The sequence below is a fragment of the Novosphingobium sp. PC22D genome (genome assembly GCF_002556635.1).
GTDB lineage: Bacteria > Pseudomonadota > Alphaproteobacteria > Sphingomonadales > Sphingomonadaceae > Novosphingobium.
In genome coordinates this window covers 119,875-135,081 of the sequence record NZ_MWMO01000009.1, presented here as the reverse complement: position 1 = coordinate 135,081, position 15,207 = coordinate 119,875, and the positions used below count along the sequence as shown (strand labels likewise).

11 protein-coding genes and 1 riboswitch are annotated in these 15,207 nt (G+C 67.4%); of the genes, 7 read left to right on the top strand and 4 right to left on the bottom strand.

The window, feature by feature from the left end:
- Positions 1-74 precede the first annotated feature (74 nt).
- On the top strand, positions 75-2,279 hold the full coding sequence (locus B2G71_RS14540; protein WP_098107061.1) for a M3 family metallopeptidase: 2,205 nt from the start codon (positions 75-77) through the stop codon (positions 2,277-2,279).
- Positions 2,280-2,301: 22 nt separating this feature from the next.
- Here B2G71_RS14540 and B2G71_RS14535 read toward each other — a convergent pair whose 3' ends face one another.
- The 4 genes from B2G71_RS14535 to B2G71_RS14520 are packed head-to-tail and all read right to left on the bottom strand — an operon-like array spanning position 2,302 to position 6,747.
- A complete protein-coding gene (locus B2G71_RS14535; protein WP_098107060.1) occupies positions 2,302-3,051 on the bottom strand; it encodes an ABC transporter ATP-binding protein in 750 nt (249 codons plus the stop codon).
- Positions 3,048-4,013, bottom strand: a complete 966-nt coding sequence (locus tag B2G71_RS14530) for an iron ABC transporter permease (protein WP_098107058.1) — start codon at positions 4,011-4,013, stop codon at positions 3,048-3,050. Before B2G71_RS14530 ends, B2G71_RS14535 begins: the two co-directional genes overlap by 4 nt.
- The gene (locus tag B2G71_RS14525; protein ID WP_098107056.1) at positions 4,010-4,861 is read right to left on the bottom strand and encodes a helical backbone metal receptor; all 852 of its coding nucleotides are present in this window, start codon (positions 4,859-4,861) and stop codon (positions 4,010-4,012) included. Before B2G71_RS14525 ends, B2G71_RS14530 begins: the two co-directional genes overlap by 4 nt.
- Positions 4,861-6,747: a TonB-dependent receptor gene (locus B2G71_RS14520; RefSeq protein WP_098107126.1), complete on the bottom strand. Its 1,887-nt coding sequence runs from the start codon at positions 6,745-6,747 to the stop codon at positions 4,861-4,863. Before B2G71_RS14520 ends, B2G71_RS14525 begins: the two co-directional genes overlap by 1 nt.
- A gap of 93 nt (positions 6,748-6,840) precedes the next feature.
- A riboswitch (cobalamin riboswitch) is annotated at positions 6,841-7,032 on the bottom strand.
- Positions 7,033-7,192: 160 nt separating this feature from the next.
- Between B2G71_RS14520 and B2G71_RS14515 the strand changes: the two genes are divergently transcribed.
- The 6 genes from B2G71_RS14515 (at position 7,193) to odhB (ending at position 15,202) form a co-directional block, all read left to right on the top strand.
- On the top strand, positions 7,193-8,344 hold the full coding sequence (locus B2G71_RS14515; RefSeq protein WP_098107124.1) for a cell wall hydrolase: 1,152 nt from the start codon (positions 7,193-7,195) through the stop codon (positions 8,342-8,344).
- A 119-nt stretch (positions 8,345-8,463) separates the two neighbouring features.
- Positions 8,464-8,784 (top strand): hypothetical protein, encoded by a 321-nt coding sequence (locus B2G71_RS14510; protein ID WP_098107054.1) that lies wholly within the window; start codon positions 8,464-8,466, stop codon positions 8,782-8,784.
- A gap of 248 nt (positions 8,785-9,032) precedes the next feature.
- Positions 9,033-9,995, top strand: a complete 963-nt coding sequence (mdh, locus tag B2G71_RS14505; protein ID WP_098107053.1) for a malate dehydrogenase — start codon at positions 9,033-9,035, stop codon at positions 9,993-9,995.
- A 121-nt stretch (positions 9,996-10,116) separates the two neighbouring features.
- On the top strand, positions 10,117-11,007 hold the full coding sequence (gene sucD / locus B2G71_RS14500; protein WP_098107051.1) for a succinate--CoA ligase subunit alpha: 891 nt from the start codon (positions 10,117-10,119) through the stop codon (positions 11,005-11,007).
- A 119-nt stretch (positions 11,008-11,126) separates the two neighbouring features.
- Positions 11,127-13,967: a 2-oxoglutarate dehydrogenase E1 component gene (locus B2G71_RS14495; RefSeq protein ID WP_098107049.1), complete on the top strand. Its 2,841-nt coding sequence runs from the start codon at positions 11,127-11,129 to the stop codon at positions 13,965-13,967.
- A gap of 8 nt (positions 13,968-13,975) precedes the next feature.
- Positions 13,976-15,202 carry a 2-oxoglutarate dehydrogenase complex dihydrolipoyllysine-residue succinyltransferase gene (odhB, locus tag B2G71_RS14490; RefSeq protein ID WP_098107047.1) on the top strand — a complete coding sequence of 409 codons (1,227 nt, stop codon included), beginning with the start codon at positions 13,976-13,978 and terminating at the stop codon, positions 15,200-15,202.
- Positions 15,203-15,207 lie beyond the last annotated feature (5 nt).

Here is a 15,207-nt window from a genome sequence, read left to right as displayed (position 1 = left end):
CGGATGACGACCCATTTCCGCCGGGTGCGCCGTTGCGATCGGCCCCGGCGCAAGCTCTTGGAGAGACCCGCTTGATGACCATTAGGCCAAAGGCCGCCGCACGCCCCGTCCTGCTCGCCGCCCTGCTCACTTCGGGATTGACCGCCATGGACCAGACCGCCTTCGCCAAATCGCCCGCCGCGTCCACCGCCCTGCCCGAGGCGAGCGGCATCTTCGCCGAGCCGAGCGCCCTGCCCTATCACGCGCCCGACTTCAGCCGCATCCGCGACGAGGATTTCGCTCCCGCCTTCGAACAGGCGATCGCGATCAAGCGCGCCGAGATCGCGGCAATCTCGGCCAATCGCGAAGCACCGACCTTCGCGAACACCATCGTCGCGATCGAGAAGGCCGGTCGGATGCTGAGCCGCGTCAACGCGGTATTCAGCCAGCTTACCAGCGCCAACACCAACGACACGCTCGACGCCGTCGACAAGGCGACCGCGCCCAAGCTCTCGGCGCTGACCGACGACATCTACCTCGACGATCGTCTCTTCGCGCGGGTCAAGAGCGTCTACGACCGCCGCGCGGCGATGACGATGACGCCCGAGGACGCGATGCTGCTAGAGACCACCTACGACGACTTCGTGCATCGCGGCGCGTTGCTCTCGGCCGAAAAGAAGGCGCAGCTCAAGACGATGAACGGCCGGATCGCCGAACTGCAGACCACATTCTCCCAAATGCTGACGGCGGCGAGCAATGCCGCCGCGCCGGTGTTCGACAGCGCCGAGGAACTCGACGGGCTTTCGCCGGGCGCGATCGCGGCGGCGAAGAAGCGGGCCGAGGAGCGCGGGCTATCCGGCAAGTACGTGCTGGCGATCACCAACACCACGCAGCAGCCCGAGTTCGCCTCGCTCACCAACCGCGAAACGCGCCGCAAGCTGTTCGAGGCCAGCGTCAACCGCGCCTCGAACGGCGGCGAGAACGACACGCTCGCAATCGTCACCGAACTGGCGCAGCTTCGCGCGCGCAAGGCGGACCTGCTCGGCCTGCCCGACTATGCGACCTACGCGATGTACGACCGCATGGTGAAGGACCCTGCCGCCGCCGCCAGGTTCCTCGACGACTTCGTGCCCGCCCTTCGCGCCACGCAGGATCGCGAGGCCAGGGTGCTCGAGGACTTCGCCCACTCGCAGGGAGACGCGATCAAGATCGAGCCGTGGGACTGGGGCTATTACGCCGAACAGGTGCGCAAGGCGAGGTACGACCTCGACGAAGAGCAGATCAAGCCGTACTTCGGCGTCTACGACACGCTCGAGAACGGCGTGTTCTACGCCGCCACCCAGTTCTACGGCATCACCTTCAAGCGCCGCGAGGATATTCCGGTCTACCACCCGACGATCCGCGTCTACGAAGTGTTCGACGCGGATGGTACGCCGCTGGCGCTGTTCTACTTCGATCCCTTCGCGCGGCCCAACAAGCGCGGCGGCGCGTGGAAGACCAACTTCGTTCCGCAGTCCGAACTGTTCGACGAACGTCCGGTGATCGTCAACACGCTCAACATCCCCCCGCCGGCCGAAGGCGAGCCACCGCTGGCGACCTGGGACAACGTGGAGACCATGTTCCACGAGTTCGGCCACGCGCTCCACACGCTGTTCGCGCACCAGCGGTACCCCTCGCTTTCGGGCAGTGCGACGGCGCGCGATTTCGTGGAGTTCCCCAGCCAGTTCAACGAGAATTTCGCGACCGTGCCCGCCGTGCTGAGCCACTACGCCAAGCATCACGAGACCGGCGAGACAATCCCGTCAGAGCTGGTCGAGAAGATCGAGCGCGCCTCGAAATTCAACCAGGGTCTCGGCTTCGGCGAGACGCTAGAAGCCGCGATGCTCGACATGAAGTGGCACCGGTTGACCCCCGAGCAAGCCAAGGCCGATCCGATGGCCTTCGAGCGCCAGGCGCTCGCCACGACCGGGCTCGCCACCGACGTCATTCCTCCGCGCTACAAGACGCCTTACTTCCGGCACGTGTGGGGCGGCGGTTACGCAGCGGGCTACTACAGCTATATCTGGACCGAGATGCTGGCGCACGACGCCTGGTCCTGGGTGGTCGAGAACGGCGGGCCAAGCCGCGCCAACGGCGAACACATTCGCAAGACCTTCCTCGGCGAGGGACACACCAAGGATTACGCGATGATGTATCGCGACTTCGCGGGGCGCGATCCGCGGATCGGGCCAATGCTCGAAGCCAAGGGTCTGACAGGCGACGATCGCAAGCCGACCGCCGGCGGCGACGAGACGCCCTGACCCGGAGAGCCGGGCCGCCGCCTCACTCGAGCGAGAGCGCGCGGCGGCCCGGCTCACCCAGCCAGCGGCATTCGACGCCCCATACCTTCCAGATCGTGTCTTCCGACAAGGCCGTCCGCGCCGGACCGTCGGCGGCGAGCGCGCCGCGATCGAGCACGATCACGCGGTCGGCGTGATTCATCGCCGTCGCCAGATCGTGCAGCACCAGTACGACGCCGCGTCCGCGCGCGGCCTGCGCACGCAGGCGCGCCGCGAGCGCGGCGGCATGGGCGAGATCGAGATTGGCGAGCGGTTCGTCGGCCAGCAGCCAGTTCGGTCGCGTCGCCAGCACGCGCGCCATCAGCGCCCGCGCGCGCTCGCCGCCTGAAAGCTGCAAGACGCGGCGATGGCGCAGCCTTTCGAGATCCATCTCGGAAATGGCCTGCTCGATCGCCTGCAGGTCGTCGCCGCGCGGCGCGCCCTTCCACGGAATGCGTCCGAGCGAAACCAGCACTTCGACCGCGACATCCCATGCGATCTCGGGCGACTGCGGCAGATAGCCGATGCGACGCGCCCGCCGGGACAGAGGCACCTCGTCCAGCCTTTGGCCGCCGACGCGCACCATACCGGCGTCTGGCGAAACAAGTCCCGCGAGACAGCCCAGCAGCGTCGATTTGCCCGCGCCGTTGGGACCGCAGATCGCGGTCACGCTGCCGCTCTCGAGCGTCAGCGATACGTCGCGCAACCGGCCCTCGACGCCGAGCGATTCGCAGGAGAGCTCGCCCCCGCTCATGCCAGCCCCCGGCGCATCTTGAGCAGGAGGTGGAGGAAGAACGGTGCGCCGATCAGGCTCAACGCGATGCCAAGGCGCAATTCCCCTCCCGCCAGCGGCAGCACGCGGCACAGGCAGTCGGCCACCAGCAGCAACAGCGCGCCCGCGAGCGCGCTCGGCAGGATCAGGCTCGAGGGTCTGCGGTCGGTCAGCGGCCGCACCAGATGCGGCACGATCAGCCCGACGAAGCCGATTATCCCCGCCACGGCCACACCCGCGCCAACGGTCAGTCCGACGCCTGCGATGAGCAGGATCTGGAGGCGCCGGGGCTCGACGCCGAGAGAGCGCGCTGCCTGTTCGCCCAGCGTCAGCGCGTCGAGGCTGCGGCCCGCCGCGATCAGGAGCGCGATCCCCGCGAGCGTGAGCGGCGCCGCGATCGTCACTTCGCGCCAGCTCCGGTCCGAAAGCGCGCCCATCAGCCAGATCACGATCTCGCTCATCGCGAAGGGCGTCGGCGAAAGCGAGATGGCAAGGCTCATCAGCGCACCCGCGAGGCTGGCGATCATCAGCCCTACGAGCGTGAACAGCGCGATGCCGCCATCGCGTCCGGCGATCACGGCCAGCAGCGCCATCGCGCCCGCCGCGCCGACAAGCGCAAAGATCGGCAGCAGCCACGCCGAGGCCGCGTAGCCGGTCCAGAAGCTCAGCACCGCACCCAGCGCCGCGCCCGGGGCGATGCCGAACAGGCCCGGATCGGCGAGCGGATTGCGCAAGTAGCCCTGCATCGCCGCTCCCGCCGCGCCGAGGCCCGCGCCCACACACAGCGCCAGCGCGGCGCGCGGCAGGCGCAGTTCGAACAGGATCACCGCCGCATTGCGTGTCTGCGGATCGAACGGATCGATCCAGACGCGCCCGGCGAGAAGCGAGATCGGCACGAGAAGAGCGAGCGCGAGCAAGAGCGCGCCAGACAGGCGGTAGCTCATGTCCCCGGCTTCGCTTCGAGCCCTCGGCGCACTTGCGCGAGACGCTCGGCGGCGCGGATCACGGTGGGACCGCCGCACCACAGCAGCGACGATTCGAAGCTTGCCCGCTCGGTGCCGGACAAACCGGCGAGCGCGGGGTGGCGCAGCATGCGGCTTTCCTGCGATGCGCCGTCGCCCGCCGCGAGGATGACGCGCGGCGGCTCGGCGACGATCGATTCAAGCGGCAAGTAGTCGGCCTGCCCCAGCCCGCGCGCGGCAGCGGCGTTGGCGAAGCCGGTGCGGCGCAGCAGGTCGGCGACAAGCGAGTCGTCTCCCGCGACAATGCCGCCCGATTGCCATACGATTGCCGGGACCGCCGGCGCGCCTTTGGCCGGCGCGGCCCTGTTCAGTGCTGCTTCCATCGATGCGACCAGTTCCCTGCCCTTTTCGGGCGCGCCCACGAGCTTTGCCAACTCGCGCACCTGCCCCTCGCTTTCCATGACGTTGCGGGCAATCGAAACCTTCATTACGCGAATCCCGAGCTTCTCAAGCGCGGCGGTGCTGGAGGGCGGAAGAAAGGTCCCGGCGACGACGACGTCGGGCGACAGCGCGGCGATTTCCTCGACCGAGCCGGAAACCGAGGGAAACCGCCGCGCGAGATCGATATCCATCGAGCTCGAAGCCGGGTCATGGCTGTAGTGCGAGATCGCCAGCAACTGCCCGGGCGCCGCCACCTCGGCAAGCACCGCGTCGCTGCACGGGTTGAGCGAAACGATCGTCGGATGGCGCGCGCCACCCTCGGGCGCCGCCGCGTTGGAACAGGCCGCGAGCAGCAGCAGCAGCGCCGGAAAGGCCGCTGCCCAGCGCATCAGAAACGCGCTCGCGCCCCGATGAAGGCGGAGCGGCCCGGCGTGCCGTAGCCTGCGGTCGTTGCGTAGTCGGCGTCGGTCACGTTCTCGATGCGGCCATAGAGCTCGATCGCCTCGGTGACGGGAAGCGCCGCGCGCAGCGTGCCGAGCGCGTAGCCGTCGATACGCGTCGAGTTCGCTGCGTTGTCGAAACTGTCGCCCACCATGCGGATATCGCCGCCGAGTTTGAGCCCGAAGACCGGCGCGGTCCAGTCCATCGAGACGGTCACCGCATGACGCGGCCGGCGCGCGAGGTCGTTGCCGCGATTGACGCCGCCTTCGGTGCGGTCGGTCGCTTCGAGATAGGTGTAGGCGGCCTGTGCACGCAGCCGCTCGGAGACTTGCGCGCCCATCTCCAGCTCGACGCCGCTCGCGCGCGCCTTGCCGACATTGGCGTAGAAACCGTAGCGCCCGTCCTCGCACAGCGCATCGCTCGCCGAGAAGCACGAGACGTAGTCGATCAGGTTGCGCGTATCGCGGCGGAAGACGGTTGCAGCGAGGTGCAGCGGTCCATTGCGGTCGCCGTATTCGATCCCCGCGTCGTAGCTGCGGCTGCGCTCGGGCGAGAGCGCCGGGTTCCCGTATTCGGAGAAGAGCTGGTAGAGCGTGGGCGTCTTGAAGCCCTCGCCGAAGGAGGCGCGCAGCCGCCAGCCCGGCGCGAACGTCACGCTGCCGTTGGCGCCGAAGGTCCAGGCGCCGCCGAAGCGCGAGTGATCGTCGTAGCGCAGCCCGGCCGCGACATTGACGACATCGCCGTACCAGCCGAGCAGGCCGTGACCGCTGGCGAGCCGGGCCTTCGCGATCTGGTTGCCGTCACCAAAGCGCGACCATTCGTGATCGCCGCCGAAGTCGAGCCGCAGCGGCCCGGAAAGTGCCAGCTTGCCGCGCATCTCGGCGCGCTCGGCGCGGCCGTGCGTCTGCGACGTCGGCGTGTTCGAGACCGTGGGATCGTAGTAGCGGCGGCGCGTGTCCGAAAGCTGGTAGTCCGCCTGGATGCTCAGCGCGTCGGTGTCATAGGAAAGCCCTGCGCGCCCGCCCCATTCCCGCGACTTCTGGTACTCGGGGGTATCGGCGAAGGTGTATGCGGGCGCCGGATAGCCGTCGATGTCGAGCTTGCTGTCGATATAGCGGCCGACGAGCCTGGCGCTGAGCCCGGGCGCGAGATCGACCCGCGCGCGGCCGTGCCCGCGCCATTGGCGATAGGCGTCCGCCTCGCTGCCGGTGGCCGCCTGCGAAATGCCGTCGGTGCGGGTATAGCCGCCTCCCAGCGAGACGGCGTAGCGCTCGCCGACGAGGCCGCCGTTGACCTGCCCGTCGACGCTGTCGCGCGCGCCGTACTCGGCGCTGGCCTCGACACCCTCCAACTCGCGAGTCGTCACGGCGACCACGCCGCCGATCGCCTCGGAGCCCCAGGCGACGCTGTTCGAGCCGCGCAGCAGCTCGATCTTGCCGATCGGCCCGCTGGCGAGATTGCCGAAGTCGAAGCCGCCGCCCGGCGCCGCGACGTCCGCCACGCGCACGCCGTCAACCAGCACGAGCACCTGCTGTGAATTGGCGCCGCGCACGAAGAGCCCGGTAAAGCCGCCGAGGCCGCCGTTGCGCGCGAGGGTCACGCCGGGAAGCCGTTCGAGCACGCGAGCGATGTCGGGGCCCTGAATCGAATTGATCTCGTCGCCGCCGATCACGCTGATTGCCTGTCCCGTCTCGGTCAGCACCAGTCCCGTCCCAGTCGCGGTCACTGTGATGAGGTCATCACGAACGCGGTCGGCAAGCACGATGTCGCTTTCCTGGGCCATCGCGGGACTTGCGACGACCAGAGCAGAACTCAGCAGAAACAGATATTTCACGGGCGAACCTCCAACCTTGAACGAAATGCCGTTCATGGCTGAGGCCGCGCCTTGCGGACGCGACTCGCTGCTAACCGGCTCACCCCGCCCGGCGCGGAACGACTGTCGACGGGCAGGTCTCCTGGCTCCCGGATCTATGCTCGCCCCCGCCTTCCCGGCCGCGAAAGGCCAGTGGCTGTGTGGGAACGCGCTCCCCGGTCACAGTTGCGGGGGCAGCGCCGGCATTCCACCGGCTTCCCTCTTCGTGGCGCGCGAAGGCGCCAAACCCGTGACGTGGCGCGCCCGATACATCCGCCGGACGAGACTGGCAAGCGCGCCGGGCTTGTTAACCCATTCACGCTATCGCGGTGCGGTGTACCGCTTCGGCACGATCGGGAATGCGCTGCTGCGCCGAAGTCCACGACACGATATCGGCAGTCCCTGCCGCCACGACGAACAGGACCGAATGACCGCCCAGAGCATCCCCGACGCCGAACCGAGACCGCGCGACTTCGTCGCGCGGTTCGCACGCGGCGGGCGCTCGCGGCGCCGCAAGGGACGCCGGCGCGCCTCGGCGGCGGTCGGCCTGCTGGCCGCGGTGACCTTGCCCGCTTTCGCAGAGCCGCAGGACTGGGATCGCTTCAACATCGGCGACGCGGTGGCCAGCGACAGCGAATTACAGCCGATGCCCTTCGAGCAGGCGGGCCTGAGCTTTCCCGGCTCGGCGTTCTATTACCTCGAGCTCGAGACCACTGCGCCGCGTCTGGGCGAAGACATCCATTCGGACGCCGAGCCCGCCCCCACGAGCGAAGACGGTGTCGCCGAGCCGATCGCGCGCGCGTTGCGCGTCGACAATTCGGGGGTAGACCGCCGCCGCGCCGAGCAGTGCCTGACCGCAGCGATCTATTACGAAGCCGCGAGCGAGGCCGATGCCGGCCAGCGCGCGGTGGCGCAAGTGGTGCTGAACCGCGTCGCGCATCCTTCTTATCCGGGAACGGTGTGCGGCGTCGTCTATCAGGGGTCGGAGCGGGCCAGCGGCTGCCAGTTCTCGTTCACCTGCGACGGCTCGCTCGCGCGGCGGCCGAACCGGATGTTCTGGTATCGCGCCGAAGCGGTCGCGCGCGCCGCGCTGGCGGGATCGGTTTACGCGCCCGTCGGCCTGGCGACGCACTACCACACGGTCCAGGTCAACCCGTACTGGGCGCCGAGCCTGCACTACCTGACGACGATCGGCGCGCATCGCTTCTACAGCTTCCGCGGCGCGGCAGGCCGGTCCTCGACCTTCCGCTTTGCTTATGCCGGCGGTGAACCCGTGGCCGCGCCGCACCGCTTCGCCGGCGATGCCGCCGCGACTGCCGCAAGCGATGCCCTCGATCCGGTCGCGCTGCAAAAAGCCTACGAAGAAGAGCAGGCGCAGGCCCGCGCGCAAGCCGCCAGCGTCTCGCTGCGCTCCGACGCCGCGCTGGCACCGGCGCAGAGCGCGCCGCCGCGCTACACCGCCGAGCAGCGCGAGCGCGGCGGCGACAGCCGGTACGTCGGCGAGAAGCTTCCCGATGCGACGGGGATCAAGGAGGAGTACCGCAACAGCGGGCGCTGGATCGCCAGCCCGACATCGTGATCGACGATGCCGATTCCCGGCGCGAAATCAACACTTAGGCAACCAAAAGCTCTCATGAAGGCTTAGCCCCGGAGCGATAGATTGCACGCTCTTCGAGACGGAATGGAAGTGCCCCGCAAATGACGATCCGCTTTGCCACCGCGCGCACCTGGGGCTGGTCGAGCCGGCCCGGCCGACGCTACGTTTCGGTCTCGCTCTGCGCCGCGAACGACAACCGTGCGGAGCCGCCCGAGACCAACGCCGGGCAACTCGTCGCAGCGCTGCGGCACTTCGCCGTCCACGGGCTGTCCGCCGCCGAGCAGGCGCGGCGCGAAGCCATCGAAGCCGACCGCACGGGAGACGCCTCGTCCTACGCCTGGTGGCTGGGCGTGTGCCGCACTCTGGACCGGCGAATGGCCGAGCGACTGGCCCGCAAGGTCTCGAACCGGGCCGCACACTAGCCGGTGATCGGTGGATCGCGCTTCAACGAACGATATCGCGACAACCGCGCGCTTGCCTTTTTGCTATTGCAAACTATTATCATTTTAACTCGATCCCGATTGCCGCTTGCATCCGTTTCGCGGTTGCAAAGCGCTACGTTCGCGCCTAGGTGACCGCCAAGAACTGACGGCGACTGCCCGCCGCGGGACAGGGCTGTGGCCGTAGAGTTGAGGCGGTCCCGCCCCAGCGTGAAGGATCGAAACGGACCATGGCTCGCAAGAAGATCGCTCTAATCGGCGCAGGCAACATCGGCGGCACGCTCGCCCACCTCGCCGCGCAAAAGGAAATGGGCGACATCGTCCTGTTCGACATCGCCGAGGGCATTCCGCAGGGCAAGGCGCTCGACTTGTCGCAGTGCGGCCCCGTCGAGGGCTTCGATGCCTTCATCACCGGCACCAACGACTACAAGGATCTCGCGGGTGCCGACGTCGTCATCGTCACCGCCGGTGTGCCGCGCAAGCCCGGCATGAGCCGCGACGACCTGCTGGGCATCAACCTCAAGGTGATGAAGTCGGTCGGCGAAGGCATCAAGGACAACTGCCCCGATGCCTTCGTGATCTGCATCACCAACCCGCTCGACGCGATGGTCTGGGCGCTGCGCGAATTTTCCGGCCTGCCGCACAACAAGGTGGTCGGCATGGCGGGCGTGCTCGATTCGGCGCGCTTCTCCACCTTCCTCGCCTGGGAATTCGGCGTTTCGGTTCGCGACGTGACCTCGTTCGTGCTCGGCGGCCACGGCGACACCATGGTGCCGATCGTCGAGTACTCGACGGTCAAGGGCATCCCCGTCCCCGACCTCATCAAGATGGGCAAGTCCACGCAGGAAAAGATCGACGCGATCGTCAAGCGCACCGCCGGCGGCGGTGGCGAGATCGTCGGCCTGCTCAAGACCGGCTCGGCCTTCTATGCTCCGGCCGCCTCGGCGATCTCGATGGCCGAGAGCTACCTGCTCGACCAGAAGCGCATCCTGCCTTGCGCCGCGCACCTCACCGGCCAGTACGGGGTCGATGACCTTTACGTCGGCGTGCCCGTGAAGATCGGCGCCGGCGGCGTCGAGGAAGTGATCGAGATCGAGCTGAACGAGACCGCCAAGGCCGGCCTTCAGGTCTCCATCGATTCGGTGAAGGAACTGGTCGCGGCCTGCAAGGGCATCGACGAGAGCCTCGCGTAATTCCGTCAGGCGTGGATCAGCGGACTAGTCATCCCGCCAGTTTCGCAATCCACGCAAATTCCCTTGGACGCAGCGAGCCCGCGAAGGGCGGCAGGCAAGGACAGGAAACAGGAAAGCACCCATGTCGATCCTCGTAGACAAGAACACCAAGGTCATCACCCAGGGCATGACGGGCTCGACGGGTTCGTTCCACACCCAGGCCGCGCTCGACTACGGCACCAAGATGGTCGCCGGGGTGACTCCCGGCAAAGGCGGCACCGAGCACCTCGGACTGCCGCAGTTCAACTCGGTTCACGAGGCCAAGGCCGCGACCGGCGCCACCGCTTCGTGCGTCTACGTTCCGCCCGCGGGCGCGGCCGACGCGATCCTCGAGGCGATCGACGCCGAGATCGAGCTGATCATCTGCATCACCGAAGGCATCCCGGTGCTCGACATGATCCCGGTCAAGCGCGCGCTGACCGGCTCGAAGTCGCGTCTGATCGGCCCGAACTGCCCCGGCGTGCTCACGCCGAACGAGTGCAAGATCGGCATCATGCCCGGCAACATCTTCTCTAAGGGCTCGGTTGGTGTCGTCTCGCGTTCGGGCACCCTCACGTATGAAGCGGTGTTCCAGACCACCAACGCGGGTCTCGGCCAGACCACCGCTGTCGGCATCGGCGGCGACCCGGTCAACGGCACCAACTTCATCGACGTGCTCGAGCTGTTCCTGGCCGACGACGCGACCGAATCGATCATCATGATCGGCGAGATCGGCGGCTCGGCCGAAGAGGAAGCGGCGCAGTTCCTCAAGGACGAGGCCAAGCGCGGCCGCAAGAAGCCGATGGTCGGCTTCATCGCGGGCCGCACCGCCCCTCCGGGACGCCGCATGGGCCACGCCGGCGCGATCGTCTCGGGCGGTCAGGGCGGCGCCGAGGACAAGATCGCGGCGATGGAAGATGCGGGCATCCGCGTCTCGCCCTCGCCGTCGGAACTGGGCGTGACCCTCGAGGGTTTGCTCAAGGAAGTTGCCTGATCCCGTCATTCGCGGGGGCGAAACGACAAGGCGGGCACAAGACGTCACACCGGCATCCTGAAGCCCGCCGGTAACCTGTTCGAACTTGCGCCGATTTTTGGGCGCTGAAAGGTCATGTCATGGGCGACGAGAGTTTCGATTTCCTTCCCGATGACCCCCAGCCGGGTCCGAGCTGGCAGCGCGCCAACTGGCCCCAGGTGGGCGGCGGATTCGAGGATGATCTCACCCAGGCTCTCGACCCCACCACCCTGCAATCGGCGCTGAAGACCTCGGCCAAGAAGTCGGGCGTCGCGATCGACGAGAGCCGGATCGAGGAAGCCGCGGCCGATTCGATCCGCGCCATGATGCTGATCCGCACGTATCGCGTGCGCGGCCACCTCGGCGCCAATCTCGATCCGCTGGGCCTGACCAGCCGCGAACTGCCCAAGGACCTGACACCGGAATATCACGGCTTCACCGGCACCGCGCTCGACCGCCCGGTCTACGTCGGCGGCAACCTCGGCCTCGAATGGACGACGGTGCGCGAGCTCGTCGAGATCCTGCGCCACAACTACTGCGGCACCGTTGGCCTCGAATACATGCATATCGCCGATGTGGAGGAGCGCCGCTTCCTCCAGGAACGCATGGAAGGCGCCGACAAGGAGATCGAGTTCACCGTCAACGGCAAGAAGGCGATGCTCTCGGCCGTGATCCGTGGCGAGCAGTACGAGAAGTTCCTCGGCAAGAAGTACGTCGGCACCAAGCGTTTCGGTCTCGACGGCGGCGAGGCGATGATCCCCGCGCTCGAATCGGTGATCAAGTACGGCGGCCAGCTCGGCGTGCGCGAGATCGTTTACGGCATGGCCCACCGCGGCCGCCTCAACGTTCTCGCGAACGTGATGGCCAAGCCCTACAAGGTGATCTTCCACGAATTCTCGGGCGGCACCGCCAACCCCGAGGATGTCGGCGGCTCGGGCGACGTGAAGTACCACCTCGGCACCTCCACCGACCGCGAGTTCGACGGGATCAAGGTGCACATGAGCCTTATGCCCAACCCGTCGCACCTCGAGACGGTCGATCCCGTCGTGCTCGGCAAGGTTCGCGCCTACCAGACCCTGCGCGACGATATCGGAGACGACATCGGCCCCAACGCCGGACACAAGGAAGTGCTCCCCGTACTGATCCACGGCGACGCGGCCTTCGCCGGACAGGGCATCGTGTGGGAGTGCTTCGGCCTTTCGGGCGTGCGCGGCTACAACACCGGCGGCTGTATCCACTTCGTCATCAACAACCAGATCGGCTTCACCACGACGCCGAATTTCGCGCGCAATTCGCCCTATCCGTCGGACGTGGCCAAGGGCGTGCAGGCGCCGATCCTGCACGTCAACGGCGACGATCCGGCAGCGGTCACCTTCTGCTGCAAGCTCGCGATCGACTATCGCCAGACCTTCGGCCGCGACGTCGTCATCGACATGTGGTGCTATCGCCGCTTCGGCCACAATGAGGGCGACGAGCCCAGCTTCACCCAGCCGCTGATGTACGCGAAGATCCGCAAGCATCCGCCGGTCAGCGCGATCTACGGCAAGCGGCTCGAGGAAGAAGGCGTCATCGAACCCGGCTTCGTCGAGGAGACCGAGGCCAAGTTCATCGAGCATCTCGACCAGGAGTTCGAGGCCGCCAAGAGCTACAAGGCCAACGAGGCGGACTGGTTCGCCGGCCACTGGAGCGGCTTCAACAAGCCGATCGATCCCGAATCCGCGCGGCGCAACATCCCGACCGGGATCGAGCAGAAGCTGTTCGACAGTCTCGGCCGCACGCTGACCACCGTGCCCGAGGATGTCACCATTCACCGCACGCTGGGCCGCGTGCTCGACGCCAAGCGCGAGATGTTCAAGTCGGGCGAGGGAATCGACTGGGCCACCGCCGAAGCGCTCGCCTTCGGCAGCCTCATCTCCGAAGGCTACAACGTACGCCTCTCGGGCCAGGATTCGGGGCGGGGCACCTTCAGCCAGCGCCACGCGGTCTGGGTCGACCAGAACGACGAGCGCAAGTACGTGCCGCTCGCCGGCCTGCCGCACGGCACCTTCGAAGTGCTCGATTCGACGCTGTCGGAATACGGCGTGCTTGGTTTCGAATACGGCTATGCCAGCGCCGACCCGAAGACGCTCGTGCTCTGGGAAGCGCAGTTCGGTGACTTCGCCAACGGCGCGCAGATCATCATCGACCAGTACGTCGCCGCCGCCGAGGCCAAGTGGCTGCGCGCCAACGGCCTGGTGATGCTGCTGCCGCACGGCTACGAGGGCCAGGGTCCCGAGCACTCGTCCGCTCGTCTCGAGCGCTTCCTGCAGCTCTGCGCGCAGGACAACATCCAGGTCTGCAACATCACCAGCCCGGCGAACTACTTCCACGTCCTGCGCCGCCAGATGCACCGGCCGTTCCGCAAGCCGCTGGTGATCATGACGCCCAAGTCGCTGCTGCGTCACCCGATGGCGAAGTCCTCTGCCGACGCCTTCGTCGGCGAGGGGCACTTCTTCCGCATCCTGTCGGACCCCAGTCCCGCCGCCGACGAGGAGACCCGCCGGGTCATCCTGTGCTCGGGCAAGGTGGCCTACGATCTCATCGAGGCGCGCGATTCCGCGGGCATCGAAGACGTCCAGATCATCCGACTCGAGCAGCTCTACCCCTTCCCCGGCGAGCCGCTGGCGCTTCGCCTCTCGCGCATGAAGAAGCTCGAGGAAGTGGTCTGGTGCCAGGAGGAACCGCGCAACAACGGCGCATGGTTCTTCGTCAACTCGCAGATCGAGGACGCCGCCGAGCAGGCGGGCGTCGAGGTCGGACGCGTGCGCTATGCCGGGCGGCATGTCGCCGCGTCGCCCGCGACCGGCCTCGCCAAACGCCATGCGGCCGAGCAGGCGGCGCTCGTCGCCGACGCGCTGGGCCTCTCGGTCCGCTCCGAAATCCGACGCAAGCAGAAGGCTTGAGGTAGTTCATGTCGATCGAAGTCAAGGTCCCGACGCTCGGGGAATCCGTTTCCGAGGCCACCATCGGCCAATGGTTGAAGCAGCCCGGAGAAGCCGTCGCCGCTGACGAGGCGATCGCCAGCCTCGAGACCGACAAGGTCGCGGTCGACGTCCTCGCGCCGCAAGCGGGCGTCATGGGCGAGCAGAAGTTCGGCGAAGGCGATACCGTCACCGTCGATGCGATCATTGCCACGATCGAGGAAGGCGAAGGCAAGCCCGCCGCAAAACCCACCGCGAAGAAGGACGAGCCCGCCCCGGCGCCCTCGCCCGCTCCGGCCTCCGCACCCGCCGAGGAAGCCTCGGGCAGTGCGACAGTGCTCTCGCCCGCGGTGCGCCGCGCGGTGCTCGAATACGGCATCGACCCGGCCAAGGTGAAAGGCACCGGCAAGGACGGTCGGATCACCAAGGAAGACGTGATCGCCGCCGCGCAGGCGAAGACCGCCGAGCCCTCACCCGCCGCGACCGCGTCGGCCCCGGCGCCCTCCGCCGCGGGCGAGCGCCGCGAGGAGCGCGTCAAGATGACGCGCCTGCGCCAGACGATCGCCAAGCGGCTCAAGAGCGCGCAGGATACCGCCGCGCTGCTGACGACGTTCAACGACGTCGACATGTCCGCCGTGATCGAGGCGCGCAACAAGTACAAGGACGTATTCGAGAAGAAGCACGGCATTCGCCTCGGCTTCATGAGCTTTTTCGCCAAGGCCTCGGTCCTGGCGCTCAAGGACGTTCCCTCGGCCAACGCCTATATCGAGGGCGACGAGATCGTCTATCACGACTACGTCGATATCTCGGTCGCCGTCTCGGCCCCGAACGGACTAGTCGTTCCGGTCGTGCGCGACTGCGACCAGCTCTCGTTCGCCGGGATCGAAAGGGCGATCGCCGATTACGGCAAGAAGGCCAAGGACGGCACGCTCACCATGGACGACATGAAGGGCGGCACCTTCACTATCTCCAACGGCGGCGTGTTCGGCTCGCTGATGTCGACGCCGATCATCAACCCGCCGCAGTCGGCGGTGCTCGGCCTTCACCGTATCGAGGACCGTCCGGTCGCGGTGAACGGCGAGGTCGTGATCAAGCCGATGATGTATGTCGCGCTGTCCTACGACCACCGCCTGATCGACGGCCGCGAGGCGGTCACCGCGCTCAAGATCATCAAGGAAGCGATCGAGGACCCGACGCGGCTCCTCATCGACCTCTGAGGGAA